This is a genomic window from Stenotrophomonas sp. 610A2 (assembly GCF_030549615.1).
GTDB classification, from domain to species: domain Bacteria; phylum Pseudomonadota; class Gammaproteobacteria; order Xanthomonadales; family Xanthomonadaceae; genus Stenotrophomonas; species Stenotrophomonas pigmentata.
This window is the reverse complement of record NZ_CP130832.1, coordinates 2,629,426-2,648,962: the sequence shown is the minus strand read 5'-3', so window position 1 is coordinate 2,648,962 and position 19,537 is coordinate 2,629,426. Positions and strand designations below refer to the sequence as shown.

Sequence of the window (19,537 nt, the reverse complement as noted above, 5' to 3'; positions counted from 1 at the left end):
CGATTGCAGCTACACAGGAGAAACAACCCGAATGACCATGCGTATCGCCATTCTTGGAGCCGGCCCGAGCGGCCTGGCGCAACTTCGTGCCTTTGAATCCGCCCGTCGAGGTGGGGCTGAAGTGCCAGAGATCGTCTGCTTTGAAAAGCAATCCGATCTCGGCGGGATGTGGAACTACACATGGCGTACCGGGCTGGATGCTTATGGCGAACCCGTACATGGCAGCATGTACCGCTACCTCTGGTCGAACGGCCCGAAGGAAGCGCTGGAGTTTGCCGACTACAGTTTCGAAGAGCATTTTGGCCGCCCGATCGCCTCCTATCCGCCTCGTGCCGTGCTGCGCGACTACATCATGGGCCGTATCGAAAAGAGCGGTGTGCGTGATCAGATCCGCTTCAACATGGCCGTGCAATGGGTCGATTACTCGGAAGAGACCGAGCGCTTCACCGTCACCGTCCGCGACCTGAAGAAAGACGAGTTGCTGACCGAGGAGTTCGACCGGGTAATCGTTGCCACCGGGCATTTCTCCACGCCGAACGCGCCGTTCTTCGAAGGCGTGGATCGTTTCCCGGGGCGCGTGCTGCATGCGCACGACTTCCGTGATGCCTGCGAATTCGCCGACAAGGACCTGCTGCTGGTAGGTAGCAGCTATTCGGCCGAGGACATCGGTACGCAATGCTACAAGTACGGTGCAAAGTCGGTGACTTTCAGCTATCGCAGCGCGGCAACCGGCTACGACTGGCCGGCGGCCTTTGAAGAAAAACCCCTGCTGCAGCGTGTTGAAGGCAACACCGCGCACTTCATCGATGGCAGCAGCAAGGACGTGGATGCGATCGTGCTGTGCACGGGTTATCAGCACCATTTCCCGTTCCTGCCCGATGCATTGACCCTGCGTACCCGCAATCGCCTGTATCCCGGTGATCTGTACAAGGGTGTGTTCTGGATCGACAACCCCAAGCTGATCTATCTCGGCATGCAGGATCAGTACTACACCTTCAACATGTTCGATGCGCAGGCCTGGTATGCGCGCGACGTGATCCTCGGCAGGATCGCGCTACCGACCACCGAGGCAATGCGTGCAGACAGCGAAGCCTGGCTGGCGCGCGAGGAGGCGACGACTTCGGCGGCACAGGACATCGACTTCCAGACCGAATACGTGCGTGATCTGCTCGATGCCACCGACTACCCGGACTTCAACGTCGAGGCCGTGGCCACGTTGTTCAAACAGTGGAAGCACGACAAGAAGAAGGACATCCTTGGCTATCGCAACTACAGCTATCGCTCGGTGCTGACCGGCACGCTGGCACCGTTGCATCACACCCCGTGGATGCAGGCGATGGATGATTCGCTGGAGGCTTTCCTCGCCGATAGCGTGATCGAGGAAGCGCCGCGCAGGATTGCCTGACGGAACCGGCGCCGGTCAGCCCGGCGCCTGTCCCAGCGGCAGCACGATATTGGTCAGCCGCCAGCGCAGCCCCTGGCGACTGAGCACGAACACGACTTCGCGGCCATCCTCCAGATGGGTGGTGGCGGTGTAGCGCGACAGCGATTCGTAATGGCCGGTGGTATTGGCCAGTGGCTTGGCCGGCGATGGCGGTGCCCATGTGTCACCACCGACGGTGTCACCGATGGCCCGCTTCCACAGGCTGTCGCCTTGCAGTAGGGCGGCAATGCCCAGCGGGGTGACGAAGGTATCGACGCTGGCGCCAGTGAGGTTGCCGGCCACACCCAATGCTACCTGGCCAAGAAGACTGGACTGCACGGCGGTGCCAGCACGTCGCACCACATAGTCGTTGAGCTGGGCCTTGATGTTGACCCGCACCGCACCGAAGTCGACATGGCGCGCGAGCTTGCCGGTGTCGCGTTGCTCGATGGCCTGGCTGATGCCGCGGATTGCCAGATAGGGGCCTCCGATCACGTAAGCGCCCAGCAGCACTAGTGCAGCGATGACGGCGGGCAGTATCCACTTCTTCATTGCGTTGCGGTCCTCGGTATCAGCTGTGTGCTGGGCTGCGCGCTTCGGCCCAGCGCCGCAACAGTACCAGTGTCTCGGCCCAGGCCTGGCTGCAGAAGCCAAGGTATTCGCTGTCGCCGTTCCAGCCCAGATGATGGAACTCCAGTACGGTCATCGGCTCGCCTTCATGCGGAAGACCGCGCCAGGCGCCGGGGCTGGCCCGGCGTGACAGGTCGAAACGGATCTCGGTGCCAGTCCAGGCCGAGGCCGGGCTTTGTGGCGGGTGACGGCTGATCACTTCCCAGCGGATACAGCGCTCGGGAATGATCTCCAGCAGCTTCAGCGCGACCACGCCATGGCCGGAGCCGGGGTTGTGGCTGATCACGGTGTCGCCGTCGATGAGCGATTGCTGGTGCGGTATCCACCAGTGACTCAGTCCCTCGGCGCTGGCCAGGCCGCTGTAGACGGTGGCCAGCGGGGCATCGATCCAGACTTGCAGGTGGATGCTGGTCATGGCGGCTTCCTGTCGAAGGTTGCCGCCAAGCGTGCCGCAAACCAGGTTGGTTTGCGTGAAGCCCACGCTAATCAGAACTCCAGGTCCAGCGCGGCGCATAGGTAGTCGACGAACGGACCGAGTGCGGCCAGGTCCTTGGCCAGGGTCTGGCGCAGGCGCGGGCCGGTCATCACCTCGTCGTCCAGCGAGCGCCACAGCACCCAATTGCGGTGCTTGAGGTCGTCGATGAACTCGAAGTCGGCCGGGAAACCGCGCGGTGGCCGTACCAGCTTCTCGCTGGATTCGAACTCGTAGCGCTTGCGCGTGGCCGGCGCATGCGCGGCGGCCTTCCAGCTGCCGGGGTTGTCGAGGATGAACTGACGCAGGCGGCGCTGTACGTCCGGTTCCGGGTGCCAAATACCAGCACCAACAAAGCTCTCGCCCGGTGCCAGGTGGATGTAATACGACGGCGCCGGCACCTGCTTGCGGCGCTCATGGAACAGGCGTGCACCCTGCCAGGTCTTGTAGGGTGCTTTGTCGTGGGAGAAGCGCGAATCACGGTAGATGCGGAACAGCGAGCCGCCAACGGTGCGCGGATCGGCCTGGAAATGCGTGCTGACCTCGCTCAGGTCGGGCTGCAGGTCGGTGATCAGGCGCAGGAAGGGCTGGCGTACATGGTCCTCGTACTGCTGCTTGTGCTCGGCAAACCAGGTCTTGTCGTTGTGGCGGGCCAGCCCGCGCAGGAACTTGAAGCTGGCGTCGCTGAAATACTGGGTCATGGTGTGTCCTGCAGGCTGTGGCCCCACTGGTCCAGTGCATCAAGCAGGGCCAGCGAAGCCGGGTTGTCCTTGTGTTCCTCGCGCAATTCGGCAATCTGCGCGACGTATTCCGGCAAGGTCTGCTCGGCCATGCCAGGAATGGTGAAACGTTGCTGACGATATGCGTCCCAACGTGAGCGTGCGGTCGCGTCCAGCGTTTGCGGATGGTTGCGGGCACGGTAGCGGAACAGCAGCTCGGGCAGGCGCGGATCGCGGAAGCGCTGTTCCAGCTCGGCCAATGCGTCCGGCGGGGCGGTGCGCACCTTGCTGAGCAGGCCCTTGTCGCCTTCGGCAAGGAAGCCATCGTACAGCGAGGCATCGGCGTCGATCGGGCCATCGTTCGTACGTTCACGGGCGAACACCTGACGAGCCTTCTCGGCCAGTTGCGGGGCGAGCGCGCGCAGCTTTTCGGCCTTGGCCTCAATCACTGCCGGGTCGATGTCCAGGCGCTCGAAGTCGGCATGGCGCAGGTGGTTCCAGGCAACCAGTGCCGGCACCTTGTTGAGGTGCACTTCCTTCAGCGGAATGCGTTGCTGGCCTTCGGGCAGATCGGCCGCGCGGGTGTACAAGCGCGCGGTGATTTCTTCCACCGACAGCTCCAGCAGCGGCTCGATATCGCCTTCCAGATCGAACACGATCACCCGGTTGTTGATGTGTGGGTGGCGCGCCAGTGGCAGCACCGGCGCGGCGCACAGGCGGCTGGCCGGGTAGCGCATTGAGATGTGCAGCACCGGCTCCATCGCCACCACGTCGAGCAGGCTGCCGACGTAGCGCTTGTCGCGCAGGCGCAATGCGTAGTCCCACATGCGCGGCTGCGCTTCACGGAAGCGTTTTGCCATGCCTATGGTGGCGTAGACGTCGGACAGCGCCTCGTGGGCATCGCCCTCGCGCACGTCATTGGCCAACGCCAGGTGTTCGAGCTTGAACGAGGTGGCGCCGTCTTCGCGCTTGGGCCAGTTGACGCCGTCCGGGCGCAGTGCGTGCACCAGCCGCAGCATGTCGAGCAGGTCCCAGCGCGAGTTGCCGCTGCGCCACTCGCGCTCATAGGGATCGTGGAAGTTGCGGAACAGGCCGTAACGCACGAATTCATCATCGAACCGCAGCGTGTTGTAGCCAAGCGTGCAGGTCTGCGGCTTGCTCATCAACTCGTTGATGCGGGCGAAGGCCTCGGCCTCGCTGACACCTTCGGCCAACGCATGCTGCGGGGTGATGCCGGTGATCAGCGTGGCAATCGGCGAGGGCAGCAGGTCGTCGGCCGGCTGGACGTAGAAGCTGACCGGCTCGTCGATGACTTTCAGATTGGCATCGGTGCGTACCGCGGCGAACTGGGCGATGCGGGTGCGGCGCGGGTCCTGGCCAAAGGTTTCCAGGTCATAGAACAGGAAGCTCTCTGCCATCAGTGCGCTCCTTCCAGTACCGACAGGCGGTCGTGGACGATCCGCTCCAAAGCGGCCCAGTCGATGTTGTCCAGCGAATCATGACCGGCGGTGGCGTCGGCAAGAATGGTCTGCTGCAGACGGGTACGCTCCAACGCAATCGCATACGGCGTGTGCAGGAAGGTGACCATCGTGTAATGCGGCACAAAACGGGTTGGCCAGCGTGCCTGCAGGGCCTGCTCCAGCTCGCGCTGCAGCAGGTAGCTTGGGTCGGCGACGCGGTCGCGCATCTCCAGATAGTTGTCCAGGGCCATCTGCTGGATGGCGGCGGCATTGGGTTTGCGCTCGGCTTCAAATGCGGCGAAGGCTTGTTCGGTGCCGGGATGCTCGGCCAGGCAACGCGCGAGCACCACGCAGTCTTCGAATGCGCAGTTCATGCCCTGGCCGTGGAACGGCACCATCGCATGCGCGGCATCGCCGATCAGCACCGCCTTGCCACGCTGGTGCCAGCGCTCCAGATACAGCGTGCCGAGCAGGCCAGGCGGATGCTGCTCCCAGTCGGCGCGCAGGTCCGGTATCAACGGCAGCGCATCAGCGAAGTCGCGTTGGAACAGCGCCTCGGCCTCGGCACCGTTGCGCACCGTTGCGAAGCTGGGCTCGCCCTCATTGGGCAGGAACAGGGTGACTGTGAAGGTGCCTTCGTCGTTGGGCAGGGCGATGCACATGTAGTTGCCGCGCGGCCAGATGTGCAGGGCATTGGCTTCGATCTGGAAGCTGCCATCTGCTGCCGGCGGGATCTCCAGTTCCTTGTACGAATGATCGAGGAACTCGATGCGCTCGCCCAACGGCAGCTTGCGATTCATCGCTGCACGCAGCGCCGAGCCAGCACCATCGGCACCGATCAGCGGCGTGTTGAAGTGGATGTCATGCGGCTGGTCGTCGCGGTCATCGATGAAGCGGGCATAGCCGGCATCGAAGTCCACGGTATGCAGGCGACGGTGGAAATGCACGGTCGCACCGGCTTCCTCGGCCAGCTGCAGCAAGGTGGTGTTGAGGTCCTTGCGGTGCACCGACCAGATCACTTCGCTGTCATCGCGGCCGTAGCGCTGCAGGTCGGCCGCGCCTTGGCGCGGGTGCACCATGCGCCCGCGCATCATCACCGCCTTGGCCATCACCTCGTCTTCGACGCCAGCCTGACGCAAGGCATTGCGGCCGCGTTCGGCCAGCGCCAGGTTGATGGAGCGGCCGGACTCGTAGTCGGCGATGCGCGGGTCGCCACGACGTTCGTAGATCGTGATTTTCCAGCCTTGTCGCGACAGCAGGATGGCAAGCAGGGAGCCGGCCAGGCCGGCGCCGATCAGGGTGAGGCTGCGTGGGGTGGGGGTGTTCAAGTCACAGTATTCCGTTGGTCAGACGCCAGCCCAGGTTTCCACTTCGTCGACGAAGCGGTAGACATCGCTGTAGCGGTTGTACAGGGGCGTGGGCGAGATGCGGATCACATCGGGCTCGCGCCAGTCGCCGAGCACGCCCACCGATTGCAGGTACTCGAACAGCGAGCGGCCCTGCGCGCGGCCACCGGCCACGCGCAGCGACAGCTGGCAGCCGCGGCGCTCGGGTTCGGCAGGGGTGATGATCTGCAGTACATGGTCCAGGCGCGCACGCACCATGGTCTCCAGGTAGCCGGTGAGCTTCAGCGACTTCGTGCGCAGCGCATCCATGCCGGCCTCGTCATACAGCGCCAGCGATGCGCGTAGCGGGGCCAGCCCAAGCACCGGCGGATTGCTCAGCTGCCAGCCTTCGGCGCCCAGTTCCGGCACGAACTCCGGTGCCATCTGGAAGCGCGTGGCCTGCTCGTGGCCCCACCAACCGGCGAAGCGCGGCAACGAGGTGTCCTTGGCATGGCGTTCGTGCACGAATGCGCCGGCAACCGCACCCGGACCGGCATTCAAGTATTTGTAGTGGCACCACACCGCGAAATCGGGTGCGACCTCATGCAGGTTCAACGGCACGTTGCCAACCGAGTGGGCCAGATCGAATCCGATGTTGGCGCCTTGCGCGCGTGCGAGGCGGGTGATCGCGTCCAGATCGAACACCTGGCCGGTGCGGTACTGCACGCCCGGCCACAGCACCAGTGCGACGCGCTTGCCGTGTTCGCTTATGGCCTGTTCGATGGCCTGCATCGAGATGGTGCCGTTGGCTTCGTCCGGCTGCACTTCGATCAGATCGGTGGCCGGATTGAAGCCGTGGAAGCGGATCTGTGCCTCGACCGCATGGCGGTCGGTCGGGAAGGCCCCGGCTTCCATCAGGATCGCCGGGCGTTCGCTGCTCGGGCGGTAGAAGCTGACCATCATCAGGTGCAGGTTCACGCTCAGCGTGTTCATCGCGACGACTTCGTGCGGCAGCGCGCCAACCACGCCGGCCAAGGAATCGCGCACCAGACGGTGATAGCTCAGCCATTGCGTCGGCCCGGTGAAGTGGCCTTCGACGGCGATGCGGCCCCACTGGTCCATCACTTCCTGCACCATCGCTTGTGCGCCGCGTGGCTGCAGGCCCAGCGAATTGCCGACGAAATAGGTTTGATCGGTGCCTTGGTGCTGCGGGATCAGGAACTGGCTGCGCAGGTGGCGCAGCAGATCGGCGGCATCAAGTGCGGTGGCGTGGGCAGGTGACAGCGTTTCGTTCATCGGTGCGGGCACGTCGAGGATGTACCCGCAGTGTAACCGCGCCCGGCCACTCAGGCCTCTGGCGTGACCGGTTTTGGCAGTGGGTGCACGGCCCCGCATTGGCTACAGGTACGGTGTTCGATGGATGCATGGAACCGGTCGAAGACCTTGGGCAGATCGGTCTCGATGTTCTTCAGGTGGAAGAACTCTTCGTAGATCTTGTGGTTGCATTGCTGGCAGAACCACATGAAGCCATCGAGTTCATGGTCCAGGCGCTTGCGCTCGACGACCAGGCCGATCGAGCCGGGCATGCGCTGTGGCGAATGCGGCACGCGGGGTGGTAGCAGGAATATCTCGCCGGCGCGGATCGGGATGTCGCGCACTGCGCCATCTTCCTGCACGCGCAGCACCATTTCGCCTTCGAGCTGGAAGAACCACTCCGGGCCCTCATCCCAGTGGTAGTCGTTGCGGCTGTTCGGGCCGGCAACCACCATGACGATGAAGTCACCGTTCTCGATCATCTTGTTGCCGACCGGCGGCTTCAGGAGATGGCGGTGTTCTTCGATCCAGCCGAGCAGGTTCAGGGGTAGGGGGAGCATGCGGGGCCTGTTTGGTGAGGGCTGGGGGGTTGGGGAGGTGGGCTGTTGCGGTTTTGGCCTTGCTCTTGCTCTTGCTTTGGCTGTTGCTTTGGCTTTGGCTTTGCTCTGGCTTCTGCTCTGTCCCTTCTCCCGCATGCGGGAGAAGGTGCCCGAAGGGCGGATGAGGGCAGGGTTTTGACTTGGCTGGGGCGGTAGGCCCTCACCCCCAGCCCCTCTCCCGCAAGCGGGAGAGGGGAGGAAGCCTAGCTCCGGTTGGGATTTGGGGAGCCCAACTCCGGCAGGATTTTCCCCCGCTCAGTGCCGTTTGCCTTTGCGCGGTACGAACGAAAGTGCTTTTTCATACGCAGGCTGCAACTCCTCCGGCGAGCCCACATCAATGCCCATCTCGCTGACGCGGCCGTCGCGCAGGCTGTAGACCCAGCCGTGCACCATCAGCTTCTGGCCGCGGGCCCAGGCGTCCTGCACGATGGTCGAACGGCAGGCGTTGACCACCTGCTCGATCACGTTCAACTCGCACAGGCGCGCATGGCGCAGCTCCGGGTCGTCGATCTGTGACAGGATGTCGTCGTGCTTCTGGGCGACATCACCGACGTGCCGCAGCCAGTTGTCGGCCAGGCCAACGCGCACCTTGTTCAAGGCTGCATGCACGCCGCCGCAGCCGTAATGGCCGACGATCAGGATGTGCTTGATCTTGAGCTGGTCCACGGCGTATTGGATCACGCTCAGGCAGTTCAGGTCGGTATGCACCACCACGTTGGCGATGTTGCGGTGGACGAAGATCTCGCCCGGCGCCATGCCGATGATCTGGTTGGCGGGTACGCGCGAATCGGAACAGCCAATCCACAGGTACTCGGGGCTCTGCTGCTTGGACAGTTGCTGGAAGAACTCGGGATCTTCCTTTTCGATCCGGTCCGCCCATTCGCGGTTCTTCTGCAGCAGGTTATGGATGTCTTTCATGGTGAAGCTTCCCTTGCGATCTTGAGGGGGAGGGCGCTGCTGCGCGTTTGCACGGCAGCGTCGCGGGAAACGGTGCGCGGGTCAGACATCAGGCTGGTCGCCGTGCTCATTGCGATACAGCTGCATCCACTGCGCCAGTTCGCGGGCATCGGCGGTGTCCAGGGCCTGCAAGGCCTCGATCACCGCCAGTTGGTTTGCCTGCGGGTGGTTCTGGCTCAATTTCAGCTTGATCTGGATCTGCTGCACGTCCAGGCGGAAGCCTACGATGGCGCGCAGCGAAGGGGCGTGATCGTCCAGACTGGCATCGAACTGCCAGTCCTGGCCGACGCTGGCCTCGAAGAAATGGCTGGTGTCTGACAGCAGTTGGGCCAATGCCGGCGTGTCGTCGAAGCTATGCAGTTCGCCGACAAGTTCAGCGGCGGCGTAGTTCCAGGTAGGCACGCGCGCAGCGCTTTCCTTGTCCGGATACCAGCTGGCCGATACATAGCCTTGCGGGCCGTCGACCAATACCTTGGCGCGGCCGAGGTGGCGCGACTGTTTGTTGGCTCGGGCCCAATGCCCGATCAGTTCGACTTTTTGTCCTTCGCGCCGGTACAGCACCGGCACGCGGGTCAGCTCCGGTAGTCCATCGTCGCCGGTGGTCAGCAGGGTCACGAACGGGTCGCGGGCCAGCAGGCGGTCCAGCCAGAGCAGGTCGGTCTCGACGAAGGCGCGCTGGGCGAACACGAATGGCCGCTTAGACCCGGGTGCCGAGCAACTGCACCATGCGCTCGCGCAGCGTGTCGTCGTCGCCTTGCGGCGGGGTCACCTCGTGCAGCGAGAAACCACGGTGCAGCGCATCCTCTTCGTCCATGCCGTCGAAGGCGACGAATTCGGCATCGAACAGCTGTCCGCGGGCGGTGTCTTCGCTGTCGTAGCTCAGCGTGTTGCCATCGCTGTCAAGGATCTCGGCGGTGCCGCCCGGACGGACCCGCAGGCGCGCCCAGATCAGGGTGCCGCCGAGCTGTGCCAGCCACCACTGGTCAGGAGTGTTCTCGAAGTCAGTCATTTCATTACCTGCGAAAAAAGCCACAACAGCAGTGCCATGCCCAGCCCGCCGAACGTCACCAACAGGGCGATGCGGGCGGGCGTTGCCAGCCCGGAAAGTGAGCGGTCGGCGATGCCGGTGAAGCCGCGGCCCAGCAGCCAGCGCAGGCACTCTGGTTTCAGGAAGGCGCCGGCACCGAATTCGGTGGCCAGCGCCGGATGCCGGTCGCGGATATGGACCAGCGTCAACGGCCAGAAAATCAGGAAGGCGCTGAGGCCGGCAATGGCCACGCCAACGAAGCAAAGAGCGAAGAACAAGGTCAACGGCACCGCCTCCTGTTACTGGATCAAATGAATCAGTACTCCGCCGAACCCGGTGCGCGCGGGTAGGGGATTGCGTCGCGGATGTTGGACAGACCGCAGACGTAGACCACCAGGCGCTCGAAGCCTAGGCCGAAACCGGCATGCGGCACCGAACCGTAGCGGCGGAAATCGCGGTACCACTGGTAGTGCTCCGGATCCAGGCCGAACTGCGCCATGCGTGCGTCGAGCACGTTCAGGCGCTCTTCGCGCTGGCTGCCGCCAATGATCTCGCCGATGCCCGGGGCCAATACGTCCATCGCGGCGACGGTTTTGCCGTCATCGTTCAGGCGCATGTAGAAAGCCTTGAAGTGCTCCGGATAGTTGGTCACCACGACCGGGCGGCCTACGTGCTCCTCGGTCAACCAGCGTTCGTGCTCGGTCTGCAGGTCCAGGCCCCATTCGACCGGATAGTCGAACTTCTTGCCGGACTTCTGCAGCAGGCTGATCGCATCGGTGTACTCGATGCGCTCGAACGGTGCGTTGACGAAGGCTTCCAGGCGGGTGATGGCGTCTTTCTGCACGCGCTCGGCGATGAAGGCCATGTCGTCGGCGCGCTCGTCGAGCACGGCGCGGAACAGGTACTTCAGGAAATCTTCGGCCACGCGTGCGTTTTCGGCCAGGTCGGCGAAGGCGATTTCCGGCTCCACCATCCAGAACTCGGCCAAGTGGCGGGTGGTGTGGCTGTTCTCGGCACGGAAGGTCGGGCCGAAGGTGTAGACCTTGCTCAGTGCCAGGCAGTAAGCCTCGACGTTGAGCTGGCCGGACACGGTCAGGAAGGTTTCCTTGCCGAAGAAGTCACGGCTGAAGTCAATCTGGCCATCGCTGCTGCGCGGCAGGTTGGCCATGTCCAGTGTCGAGACACGGAACATCTGGCCGGCACCTTCCGCATCGGAGCTGGTGATGATGGGCGTGCTGATCCAGTAGAAACCGTTCTCGTGGAAGTAACGGTGCACGGCCTTGGACAGGCAGTCACGGATGCGGGTGACAGCGCCGAACAGGTTGGTGCGCGGGCGCAGGTGCGCCACTTCGCGCAGGAACTCCGGCGACATCGGCTTGGGCTGGATCGGGTAGGTCAGCGGATCTTCGACCCAGCCGACTATTTCGAGGCTCTGTGCCTGGATCTCGAAGCTCTGGCCCTTGCCCTGCGACTTGACCAGGGTGCCGGTGGCGATCACCGAGCAGCTTGGGGTCAGCTTCTTGATGTCTTCGAAATTGGACAGGGCTTCGGTGGCCACGACCTGGATCGGGGCAAAGCCCGAGCCATCGCTGACGTTGACGAAGGCCAGTCCAGCCGAGCCGCGCACCGTGCGGACCCACCCGCGGACTGTGACTTCTCCGCCTTCCGGGAACTTCCCGGCAAGGGCGTGTGCAACGCTGACCACCGTCATGACTTGAATCCTCTGTTGATCGACTCGATCTGTGAATGCGAGATTTTAGCGGTTCAACACCCGGGCAAGCGAGCATTTATCGACGCTTGCAGTCCGGCGGGCCGCCTCCATCTATAATTGGACCGTAATTCTGCTGGAGTCGCCCCACCATGGCTGTTCATCTGACCCCCATCGCCCATTCCCGCGTGCAGCGCTTCGTCAGCGGCACCCCGGGTGCGCTTGGCCTGCGTTTTGGCGTGACCCGCACCGGTTGCTCGGGCTGGGGCCATGTCACCGACCTGGCCAAGGATGAGCGTGAGGGCGACACCGTATTCGAGCAGGACGGCGTGCGCATCTACGTGGACGCACAGAGCCTGCCGCTGGTGGATGGCACCGAGATCGACTTCGGCAAGCAGGGTCTGAGCGAGACCTTCACCTTCAAGAATCCCAACGCAGCGGCCGAATGCGGTTGCGGCGAGAGCTTCACCACCGACGACATGCACCGCTGAGCAAGGCGGTGGTTGCTCCTTCTGTAGCGGCGTAAGCCGCGAAGCAGGCGCGGTGTCGAGGCCAGAGAAGCCAGGATCGCAGAGCGCCTGCCCCTGTAGAGCCGAGCGATGCTCGGCTGGGACATTACCGGCGACGCCCGGGATTGTGCATAAGGCCCCTGCCGAGCATGGCTCGGCACTACGGGTGCTGGTTTTTGCCGGGAAAGCCCTGCCGAGCACGGCTCGGCACTACTGGCTAGGTTTCGAAGTCTTCGCTGAACCTGTCGATCTGGTGCATTCGTGCATGCAGGATGGTGACGACACCGATGTCCCCATTGGAAAGCCGTCGCCAGTACACGACATGCTGCTCGTAACGAAAGAAGAAACCATCGATGCCAAACTCACCCGGAATGGGGCGTGATGGCGTAAGCCGTGTCGAAACACCATCCAGCGCCTCGAACAATCCGTTGATGTAGCGCTCCGCCTGTTCTTCGCCCCAATGGTCCCGCGTGTAGCGGTAGATCTCGTCAAGCCGGTAGGACGCGGCTTCCTGGATTCGGATCTGGGCCATGTTCCGGTGCTCAGCGCCGGTTACGGGCGATGACCTCGGCTGCCGTCAACGGCTGGTACGACGACTCGGGCGCGGCAAAGGCGTGAGCCAGCTCTGCCTTGAGTCGCTCGAAAGCTTCAGTTTCCGCACGTTCCTTGTCGCGTCGGATCAAGTCGCGCATGTATTCGCTGACATTTTCATAAGCGCCGTGTTCTCCCACGTTGGCGGCCACGAAGTCGCTCAAAGGTCCGCTGAGTCGAACCGTCATGGTCGTGGTGTTTGCTCGTGACATGGGAGTCTCCGATTGCGGCTGTATTCAATACTATCCCTTATTGAATACAAATGCCGTCGCCGCCGTTTCAGCTGTCCAGGCAGGGGTTGGCGGTCTGTGTTGAGGTGCTGGCGCGTCGCTGCAGCATCACCGCAATACCCCACAGCAGCAAACCAACCGCTGCCGTCGCCGCGCCTACATAGCCGGTGGAGGCGTGGCCATAACCCGCGCCAATCGCCATGCCGCCCAGCCACGGGCCGAGCGCGTTCGCCGTATTGAAGGCGGCATGGTTGGAGGCGGCGGCCAGGGTCTGGGCCTCGCCGGCGGCGTCCATCAAGCGGGTCTGCAGGGCCACCGCCAACGCGCCCATCGTGCCCACGGCGATGATCGCCGGCACCATCGCCCAGGCTGAATTCGCGGCCAGTGGGAACAGCATCAACACAACGATCGACCACGCCAGCAGTACGCCGGCGGCGCGGAACTGCAGCCGGTCAACCAGCTTGCCGCCGGCAACATTGCCGATGATCGCGCCGACGCCGAACAGGCCGACCGCAACCGGCATCCAGCGCTCATTGATGCCGGTGACATTGACCAGGGTTGGTGCGAGATAGGTAAATACGCAGAACATGCCGGCAAAGCCGATCGCGCCGATGGCCAATGCCAGCCATACCTGGCTGGTGTTGAAGGCACGCAGTTCACGCATCGGCGAGGTGCGGACTTCGTTCGGATCGGCTGGCAGCTGGCGGGCAACCATCGTCACCGTGGCAAGGGCGAGCAGGCTGACCAGCACGAAGGCACTGCGCCAGTTGAACTGCTGGCCAAGCCAGGTGGTCAGCGGGTTGCCGAGCAGGATGGCAATGGACAGGCCCAGCAGCACCTTGGAAACAGCGGCGCCACGCTGTTCCGGCGGGCTGATCGAGGCGGCGACCAGCATGGCCACGCCGAAATAGGCGCCATGCGGCAGGCCGGCGACGAAACGCGCCAGCAGCATCGTGTGATAGCTCGGCGCCAGTGCACTGGCCAGATTGCCGATGGCGTAGAAGCCCATCAGCCATAGCAGCAGGCTGCGGCGGCGCAGGCTGGCCCCGGCGAAGGCCAGAAGTGGTGCGCCGACCACCACGCCGATGGCGTAGGCGCTGATCAGGTGGCCGACCTGGGCTTCGCTGATTGCCAGGCCGCGGCTGATTTCCAGCATCAAGCCCATGCTGGCGAACTCACTGGTGCCGATGGCGAAGCCACCCAGTGAGAGTGCGATGAGGATGAAAGTGCGCTGGCGCGGCGTCAGCTGCGCTGCCAAGGAAAGCGTGGAATTCACGTCAGGCGGTCCGGGGAGGGCGTGGAATCGGTTACATAGTGTACTGTTGCGACGCAGCATCCGTAGCGGCCGAGGCCCGTTCCGGCGCCGGATACTGTGTTGCACCGGCCGGGGTAACTTGCCTCCAGTCCACTTCCAATGGATAATGCCCGGCTTCCTGCGCTCCAAGTGCAGGATTCCTTGCCCCACCGCGATACACAGCGGGGGGCTGTCCAGCCCGTCAGGGCTATATCCGAAAGGTATAAAAACATGAGTCGTCATTACGAAGTCGTGTTCCTGGTCCACCCGGACCAGAGCGAACAGGTCCCCGCCATGATCGAGCGCTACAAGGCGCTGGTCGAAGCCGGCAACGGCACCATCCACCGTCTGGAAGATTGGGGCCGTCGTCAGCTGGCTTACCCGATCCAGAACCTGGTGAAGGCTCACTATGTTCTGCTGAACATCGAAGCCGACCAGGCAGTTCTGAACGAACTGACCGAGAGCTTCCGCTTCAACGACGCCGTGCTGCGCAACCTGGTCATCAAGCGTGACGAGGCCGACACCGAGCAGTCGCTGATCATGAAGAGCAAGGACGAGAAGGGTGACAAGCCCGAGCGTGGCGAGCGCCGTCGTCGTGACGACGAAGAAGGTGCATCTTCCAACAATGACGAAGCCGGCGACGACGCCGCTTCTGCTGAATAAGGAGCACTTTCATGTCCAAGTTCTTCCGCCGCCGCAAGTTCTGCAAGTTCACCGCTGAAGGCGTGAAAGAGATCGATTACAAGGATCTCAACACCCTGCGTCAGTACCTGACCGAGAACGGCAAGATCGTTCCGAGCCGCGTGACCGGCACCAAGTCCAAGTACCAGCGCCAGCTGGCCACGGCCGTCAAGCGCGCCCGTTTCCTGGCCCTGATCCCGTACACGGACAACCACGACGTCTAATCCGATTTTTCGGAGGAATCCGCACTCGCTGCGGATTCTCGACAGGAAATCCGGCCTTGGCCGGATTTTCCGTACCCACCGTCCTATTCGGACAGCAAGCGTTGCGGTGCCATTGGCGCCGCTAACGAATAACGGAGCTACACCATGAAGCTGATTCTTATCCAGAAAGTGACCAACCTCGGCGGCCTGGGCGACCTGGTTGACGTGAAGCCGGGCTACGGCCGTAACTTCCTCGTGCCGCAGGGCAAGGCCGTTCCGGCCACCGCCAGCAACATCGCCGAGTTCGAAGCCAAGCGCGCTGAGTACGAAGCCAAGGCACAGGCCTCGCACAACGAAGCCGAAGCCCGCGCTGCCAAGTTCGAAGGCGCCAGCGTCACCATCGGTGCGCACGCTTCGACCGAAGGCAAGCTGTACGGCTCGGTTGGCCCGCGCGATATCGCTGAAGCCTTCACCGCTGCCGGCCTGGAGCTGAACAAGAGCGAAGTGATCATGGGCGAAGGCGCTTTCCGCAACGTCGGTGAATTCGACGTCATCGTCAAGCTGCACGCCGATGTGGAAGCCACCGTCAAGGTCATCGTCGAAGCCGACGCTTGATCCTGCCGCATTGGCTGTAAAGAACGGGCGCCGCAAGGCGCCCGTTTCTTTTGGCCGGCCGGTCGGCCTGGCCACCGGCGGCCATGGGTATAGCTATACTCGGTTGCCAGTGCCGCGCTTTTTCAGTTGAATTCTGCGGAATATCAACGGGTTGAGTGCGGGAAGGGAACCTCCGGAACCTCATTCCGGGTGTCGGCAGTTGCTGCCGATGTCCGCCAACAGCCCGATTCCATGCGTCTATCCACGATCAAGCTCTCCGGTTTCAAGTCGTTCGTCGATCCAACGACGTTGCACCTGCCGACCAATATGACCGGCGTCGTCGGTCCCAATGGCTGTGGCAAGTCCAACATCATCGATGCGGTGCGCTGGGTGATGGGCGAGAGCTCGGCCAGCCGCTTGCGCGGCGATTCGCTGACCGACGTGATCTTCTCCGGTTCGGCCGGACGCAAGCCGGTGTCGCAGGCGACCGTGGAGCTGATCTTCGACAACGCTGACCACACCATCTCTGGCGAGTACGCCTCGTTCAACGAGATCTCGGTCAAGCGCACGGTCAGCCGTGATGGCAGCAGCAACTATTACTTGAACGGCACCAAGTGCCGCCGCCGCGATATCACCGATTTGTTCCTCGGCACCGGGCTGGGCCCGCGCAGCTACTCGATCATCGAGCAGGGCATGATCAGCCAGATCATCGAGGCGCGCCCGGAAGACCTGCGCGTGTACCTGGAAGAGGCCGCCGGCATCTCCAAGTACAAGGAGCGTCGCAAGGAGACCGAAACCCGCATCCGCCACACCCGCGAGAACCTGGATCGCCTCAACGACCTGCGCGAGGAAATCGGCAAGCAGCTCGAACACCTCAAGCGGCAGGCGCGCCAGGCTGAGCAGTACCAGGCGCTGCAGGAAGAGCGCCGGGTCAAGGATGCGGAATGGAAGGCCTTGGAATACCGTGGCCTTGATGGGCGTCTGGGCGGCCTGCGCGAAGCGCTGTCGCGTGAAGAGACCAAACTGCAGCAGCTGATCGCCGAGCAGCGTGATGCCGAGAGCCGCATTGAAACCGGCCGTGTGCGTCGCGAAGAAGCGTCAGAGAATTTGAACAAGGCGCAGGCCGACGTGTACCAGGTGGGCAGCACCTTGGCCCGGCTTGAGCAGCAGATTCATCACCAGCGGGAGCTGGCGCAGCGCCTGCACAAGGCGCGCGATGAAACCCGCCAGGCGCTGTCCGAACTGGGTCAGCACATCAGCGGCGACGAAGCCAAGTTGATCGTGCTGCGTGAGTCGGTGGAGAACGCCGAGCCGCAGCTGGAGCAGTTGCAGGAAGATAACGAGATCCGCCAAGAAGCGCTGCGCGAGGCCGAGGCAAAACTGGCTGATTGGCAGCAGCGCTGGGAAGCGCATAACCGCAATACCTCCGAAGCAACCCGCTCCGGCGAGGTCGAGCGCACCCGCGTGGATTATCTGGACAAACAAGTCCTCGAAGCCGATCGCCGCCGCGAAGCATTGCAGGCAGAGCGCGCAGGTCTGGACCTGGATGCGCTGGCCGAGGCCTTCGAACAGCTGCAGGTGGAACACGAAACCCAGAAGACCGCGCTGGAAACCTTGAGTGAGCAGGTCGAGCTGCGCAAGGAATCGGTGGCGACGCTGCAGGAGCAGCAGCGTGCCGGGCAGTCGGAACTGGCTGATGTTCGCAAGCAGGCGCAGTCCTCGCGCGGCCGGCTTTCCTCATTGGAAACGCTGCAGCAGGCTGCACTCGGCCAGGAGCAGGGCGCGGCTGCGGCATGGCTGAAAGCACGCGGGCTGGATTCGGCAGCGCGCGTTGGCGAGCGCATCACCGTTGAAAGCGGCTGGGAAAATGCCGTTGAAAGCGCGCTCGGCCAGCTGATCGAAGGTGTGCTGGTGGATGCACCGGAAGCCCTGGTTGATGCGCTGGCTGAGCTGGGTGAGGGGCGCATCGCGCTGGTTGCCAGCGCCGATGGCAAGGCGGACTTCGCGCCGACCTCATTGGCGGCAAAAGTGCAGGGGCCGCTGGCGATCCGTCGCTTGCTGGCGCATCTGCACGGCGCTGAAGATCTCGCCCAGGCACAGCAGCTGCAGCGCAAGCTGGGTGACAACGATTCGGTGATAACCCGCAGCGGTGAACGCCTGGGGCAGGGCTGGGTGCGCTTGTCGCGCTCCGGCGCTGCCGAGCAGGGCGCCTTGTTGCGTGAGCGCGAGATTGTCACCTTGCGCGAGCAGATCGAGACCTTGCAGCAACGTGAGGCTGCATTGGAGCAGCAACTGGCTGCGCTGCGGGACCAGCTATTGGCCGCCGAACAGCAGCGGGAGGACGTGCAGCGATCGTTGTATCAGGCCCACCGTGGTGCTTCGGAGCTGGCGGGGCAACTGCAGAGCCAGCAGGGCAAGCTGGAATCCACGCGCACACGCATTGAACGTATCGAAGCCGAGTTGGCGCAATTGCTGGAAACCCTCGACGCCAGCCGCGAGCAGGCCACCGAGGCGCGCCTGCGACTGGATGAGGCCGTGTCCAGCATGGGCGACCTGGAGTCGGCCCGGCACGCGCTGGAAAGCGAGCGCAGGCAGATGAGTGATGCCCGCGACCAGGCCCGAGATGCTGCACGCAATGTGCGCGACAGCATGCATGCGCTGGCCTTGACGCTGGAATCGCAGCGCACCCAGATCAGTTCGCTCAGCCATGCACTGGAACGCATGGGCACCCAGCGCGGCCAGCTGGATTCACGTCTTGGCGAATTGCACTCGCAGCTGGACGAGGGCGATACACCGGTCCATACGCTGGAGGCCGAGCACCAGAACGCATTGGCCGAGCGCGTACGAGTTGATCGCGTGCTGGCCGAAGCGCGCACATTGCTCGATGGTATCGATCATGAGTTGCGCGGCCTGGAGCAGACCCGCCACCAGCGCGACGAACAGTCACTGGCGCAGCGCGAACGCATCTCGCAGCGCAAGCTGGACCAGCAGGCCTTGGTGCTCAGTGCCGAGCAGCTGTCGGCTGCGGTGGAGAAGGCCGGCTTCGTGCTGCAGGACGTGATCAACACGCTGCCCGAAGATGCGCGCGTGTCGGATTGGGAATCGACCGTGCACCAGATCGACGGCCGCATGCGTCGCCTGGAGCCGGTCAATCTGGCTGCAATCCACGAATACGGCGAGGCCTCGCAGCGTTCGGAGTACCTGGAGGCGCAGAACGTCGATCTGAATACCGCGCTGGAAACCCTGGAAGACGCCATCCGCAAGATCGACCGCGAAACCCGCGGCCGCTTCAAGGACACCTTCGACCGGGTCAACTCCGGCGTACAGGCGCTGTATCCGCGCCTGTTCGGTGGTGGCCATGCCTACCTGGAGCTGACTGGCGAAGACCTGCTCGATACCGGCGTGACCATCATGGCGCGGCCGCCGGGCAAGCGCGTATCCAATATCTCGTTGCTGTCCGGCGGTGAGAAGGCGATGACCGCGGTGGCGCTGGTGTTTGCGATCTTCCAGCTCAACCCGGCCCCGTTCTGCCTGCTGGACGAGGTGGATGCGCCGCTGGACGAGGCCAACGTCGGTCGCCTGGCCAATATGGTCAAGGAAATGAGCGAGAAAGTGCAGTTCCTGTTCGTCAGCCATAACAAGGCGACGATGGAGGCGGCGCACCAGTTGTCGGGTGTCACCATGCGTGAGCCGGGCGTCAGCCGCCTGGTCAGTGTTGATCTGGAAGAGGCTGCCCGATTGGCGGGCGCGGCCTGACGTGCCATCCTTTAACCACCTGAACGATTAATCCGGAGACTGCAG

Annotated in this window: 21 protein-coding genes; 6 read left to right on the top strand and 15 right to left on the bottom strand. The window is 63.4% G+C overall.

Features of this window, described 5'->3' with window-relative positions; all coding sequences use genetic code 11:
* Positions 1-31: 31 nt before the first annotated feature.
* Entirely contained in the window at positions 32-1,405 is a 1,374-nt protein-coding gene (locus tag Q5Z11_RS11875) for an NAD(P)-binding domain-containing protein (protein ID WP_303746614.1), read from the top strand.
* A gap of 15 nt (positions 1,406-1,420) precedes the next feature.
* Here the strand turns inward: Q5Z11_RS11875 and Q5Z11_RS11870 are convergent, their stop codons facing one another.
* The 12 genes from Q5Z11_RS11870 to asnS all read right to left on the bottom strand — a co-directional run bounded on the left by Q5Z11_RS11870 (position 1,421) and on the right by asnS (position 11,637).
* Complete coding sequence (locus Q5Z11_RS11870) at positions 1,421-1,975, bottom strand: DUF2939 domain-containing protein (protein WP_303746613.1); 555 nt, start codon at positions 1,973-1,975, stop codon at positions 1,421-1,423.
* A 19-nt stretch (positions 1,976-1,994) separates the two neighbouring features.
* The gene (locus tag Q5Z11_RS11865; RefSeq protein ID WP_303746612.1) at positions 1,995-2,468 is read right to left on the bottom strand and encodes an SRPBCC family protein; all 474 of its coding nucleotides are present in this window, start codon (positions 2,466-2,468) and stop codon (positions 1,995-1,997) included.
* A 71-nt stretch (positions 2,469-2,539) separates the two neighbouring features.
* A complete protein-coding gene (locus Q5Z11_RS11860) occupies positions 2,540-3,226 on the bottom strand; it encodes a DUF2461 domain-containing protein (protein WP_282266112.1) in 687 nt (228 codons plus the stop codon).
* Positions 3,223-4,662, bottom strand: a complete 1,440-nt coding sequence (gene sbcB / locus Q5Z11_RS11855) for an exodeoxyribonuclease I (protein WP_303746611.1) — start codon at positions 4,660-4,662, stop codon at positions 3,223-3,225. The genes Q5Z11_RS11860 and sbcB overlap by 4 nt, the downstream gene beginning before the upstream one ends.
* The gene (locus tag Q5Z11_RS11850; RefSeq protein WP_303746610.1) at positions 4,662-6,032 is read right to left on the bottom strand and encodes an FAD-dependent oxidoreductase; all 1,371 of its coding nucleotides are present in this window, start codon (positions 6,030-6,032) and stop codon (positions 4,662-4,664) included. The genes sbcB and Q5Z11_RS11850 overlap by 1 nt, the downstream gene beginning before the upstream one ends.
* A gap of 18 nt (positions 6,033-6,050) precedes the next feature.
* A complete protein-coding gene (kynU, locus tag Q5Z11_RS11845; RefSeq protein ID WP_303746609.1) occupies positions 6,051-7,325 on the bottom strand; it encodes a kynureninase in 1,275 nt (424 codons plus the stop codon).
* A 50-nt stretch (positions 7,326-7,375) separates the two neighbouring features.
* Positions 7,376-7,903: a 3-hydroxyanthranilate 3,4-dioxygenase gene (locus tag Q5Z11_RS11840; protein ID WP_303746608.1), complete on the bottom strand. Its 528-nt coding sequence runs from the start codon at positions 7,901-7,903 to the stop codon at positions 7,376-7,378.
* 294 nt (positions 7,904-8,197) lie between these two features.
* Entirely contained in the window at positions 8,198-8,860 is a 663-nt protein-coding gene (can, locus tag Q5Z11_RS11835) for a carbonate dehydratase (RefSeq protein WP_296246133.1), read from the bottom strand.
* Positions 8,861-8,941: 81 nt separating this feature from the next.
* On the bottom strand, positions 8,942-9,586 hold the full coding sequence (locus tag Q5Z11_RS11830; protein WP_303746607.1) for an FMN-binding negative transcriptional regulator: 645 nt from the start codon (positions 9,584-9,586) through the stop codon (positions 8,942-8,944).
* Positions 9,587-9,596: 10 nt separating this feature from the next.
* Complete coding sequence (locus Q5Z11_RS11825; RefSeq protein ID WP_303746606.1) at positions 9,597-9,908, bottom strand: hypothetical protein; 312 nt, start codon at positions 9,906-9,908, stop codon at positions 9,597-9,599.
* Positions 9,905-10,210: a hypothetical protein gene (locus Q5Z11_RS11820; RefSeq protein ID WP_303746605.1), complete on the bottom strand. Its 306-nt coding sequence runs from the start codon at positions 10,208-10,210 to the stop codon at positions 9,905-9,907. The genes Q5Z11_RS11825 and Q5Z11_RS11820 overlap by 4 nt, the downstream gene beginning before the upstream one ends.
* Positions 10,211-10,242: 32 nt before the next feature.
* Positions 10,243-11,637 carry an asparagine--tRNA ligase gene (gene asnS, locus Q5Z11_RS11815; protein ID WP_303746604.1) on the bottom strand — a complete coding sequence of 465 codons (1,395 nt, stop codon included), beginning with the start codon at positions 11,635-11,637 and terminating at the stop codon, positions 10,243-10,245.
* A gap of 149 nt (positions 11,638-11,786) precedes the next feature.
* Between asnS and Q5Z11_RS11810 the strand changes: the two genes are divergently transcribed.
* Entirely contained in the window at positions 11,787-12,125 is a 339-nt protein-coding gene (locus Q5Z11_RS11810; RefSeq protein ID WP_282266089.1) for a HesB/IscA family protein, read from the top strand.
* A gap of 235 nt (positions 12,126-12,360) precedes the next feature.
* Here the strand turns inward: Q5Z11_RS11810 and Q5Z11_RS11805 are convergent, their stop codons facing one another.
* The 3 genes from Q5Z11_RS11805 to Q5Z11_RS11795 form a co-directional block, all read right to left on the bottom strand.
* Positions 12,361-12,675: a type II toxin-antitoxin system RelE/ParE family toxin gene (locus tag Q5Z11_RS11805; RefSeq protein ID WP_303746603.1), complete on the bottom strand. Its 315-nt coding sequence runs from the start codon at positions 12,673-12,675 to the stop codon at positions 12,361-12,363.
* 10 nt (positions 12,676-12,685) lie between these two features.
* Positions 12,686-12,946: a ribbon-helix-helix domain-containing protein gene (locus Q5Z11_RS11800; RefSeq protein WP_303746602.1), complete on the bottom strand. Its 261-nt coding sequence runs from the start codon at positions 12,944-12,946 to the stop codon at positions 12,686-12,688.
* Positions 12,947-13,013: 67 nt separating this feature from the next.
* Complete coding sequence (locus Q5Z11_RS11795; RefSeq protein WP_303746601.1) at positions 13,014-14,240, bottom strand: MFS transporter; 1,227 nt, start codon at positions 14,238-14,240, stop codon at positions 13,014-13,016.
* A gap of 249 nt (positions 14,241-14,489) precedes the next feature.
* Between Q5Z11_RS11795 and rpsF the strand changes: the two genes are divergently transcribed.
* The 4 genes from rpsF (at position 14,490) to smc (ending at position 19,492) form a co-directional block, all read left to right on the top strand.
* A complete protein-coding gene (gene rpsF, locus Q5Z11_RS11790) occupies positions 14,490-14,921 on the top strand; it encodes a 30S ribosomal protein S6 (protein ID WP_282266085.1) in 432 nt (143 codons plus the stop codon).
* Positions 14,922-14,932: 11 nt separating this feature from the next.
* Positions 14,933-15,163, top strand: coding sequence for a 30S ribosomal protein S18 (gene rpsR / locus Q5Z11_RS11785; RefSeq protein WP_002804494.1), 231 nt, complete (start codon positions 14,933-14,935; stop codon positions 15,161-15,163).
* Between the two features lie 144 nt (positions 15,164-15,307).
* Positions 15,308-15,757, top strand: coding sequence for a 50S ribosomal protein L9 (gene rplI, locus Q5Z11_RS11780; RefSeq protein WP_303746600.1), 450 nt, complete (start codon positions 15,308-15,310; stop codon positions 15,755-15,757).
* A gap of 231 nt (positions 15,758-15,988) precedes the next feature.
* A complete protein-coding gene (gene smc / locus Q5Z11_RS11775) occupies positions 15,989-19,492 on the top strand; it encodes a chromosome segregation protein SMC (protein WP_303746599.1) in 3,504 nt (1,167 codons plus the stop codon).
* Positions 19,493-19,537 lie beyond the last annotated feature (45 nt).

What these genes read in the sequence shown, in the direction of transcription:
- Q5Z11_RS11875 (WP_303746614.1), top strand. Translation starts at nt 32, where the DNA reads ATGACCATGCGTATCGCCATTCTTGGAGCCGGCCCGAGCGGCCTGGCG.
- Q5Z11_RS11870 (WP_303746613.1), bottom strand. Translation starts at nt 1,975, where the DNA reads ATGAAGAAGTGGATACTGCCCGCCGTCATCGCTGCACTAGTGCTGCTG.
- Q5Z11_RS11865 (WP_303746612.1), bottom strand. Translation starts at nt 2,468, where the DNA reads ATGACCAGCATCCACCTGCAAGTCTGGATCGATGCCCCGCTGGCCACC.
- Q5Z11_RS11860 (WP_282266112.1), bottom strand. Translation starts at nt 3,226, where the DNA reads ATGACCCAGTATTTCAGCGACGCCAGCTTCAAGTTCCTGCGCGGGCTG.
- sbcB (WP_303746611.1), bottom strand. Translation starts at nt 4,662, where the DNA reads ATGGCAGAGAGCTTCCTGTTCTATGACCTGGAAACCTTTGGCCAGGAC.
- kynU (WP_303746609.1), bottom strand. Translation starts at nt 7,325, where the DNA reads ATGAACGAAACGCTGTCACCTGCCCACGCCACCGCACTTGATGCCGCC.
- Q5Z11_RS11840 (WP_303746608.1), bottom strand. Translation starts at nt 7,903, where the DNA reads ATGCTCCCCCTACCCCTGAACCTGCTCGGCTGGATCGAAGAACACCGC.
- can (WP_296246133.1), bottom strand. Translation starts at nt 8,860, where the DNA reads ATGAAAGACATCCATAACCTGCTGCAGAAGAACCGCGAATGGGCGGAC.
- Q5Z11_RS11825 (WP_303746606.1), bottom strand. Translation starts at nt 9,908, where the DNA reads ATGACTGACTTCGAGAACACTCCTGACCAGTGGTGGCTGGCACAGCTC.
- asnS (WP_303746604.1), bottom strand. Translation starts at nt 11,637, where the DNA reads ATGACGGTGGTCAGCGTTGCACACGCCCTTGCCGGGAAGTTCCCGGAA.
- Q5Z11_RS11810 (WP_282266089.1), top strand. Translation starts at nt 11,787, where the DNA reads ATGGCTGTTCATCTGACCCCCATCGCCCATTCCCGCGTGCAGCGCTTC.
- Q5Z11_RS11805 (WP_303746603.1), bottom strand. Translation starts at nt 12,675, where the DNA reads ATGGCCCAGATCCGAATCCAGGAAGCCGCGTCCTACCGGCTTGACGAG.
- Q5Z11_RS11800 (WP_303746602.1), bottom strand. Translation starts at nt 12,946, where the DNA reads ATGTCACGAGCAAACACCACGACCATGACGGTTCGACTCAGCGGACCT.
- rpsF (WP_282266085.1), top strand. Translation starts at nt 14,490, where the DNA reads ATGAGTCGTCATTACGAAGTCGTGTTCCTGGTCCACCCGGACCAGAGC.
- rpsR (WP_002804494.1), top strand. Translation starts at nt 14,933, where the DNA reads ATGTCCAAGTTCTTCCGCCGCCGCAAGTTCTGCAAGTTCACCGCTGAA.
- rplI (WP_303746600.1), top strand. Translation starts at nt 15,308, where the DNA reads ATGAAGCTGATTCTTATCCAGAAAGTGACCAACCTCGGCGGCCTGGGC.
- smc (WP_303746599.1), top strand. Translation starts at nt 15,989, where the DNA reads ATGCGTCTATCCACGATCAAGCTCTCCGGTTTCAAGTCGTTCGTCGAT.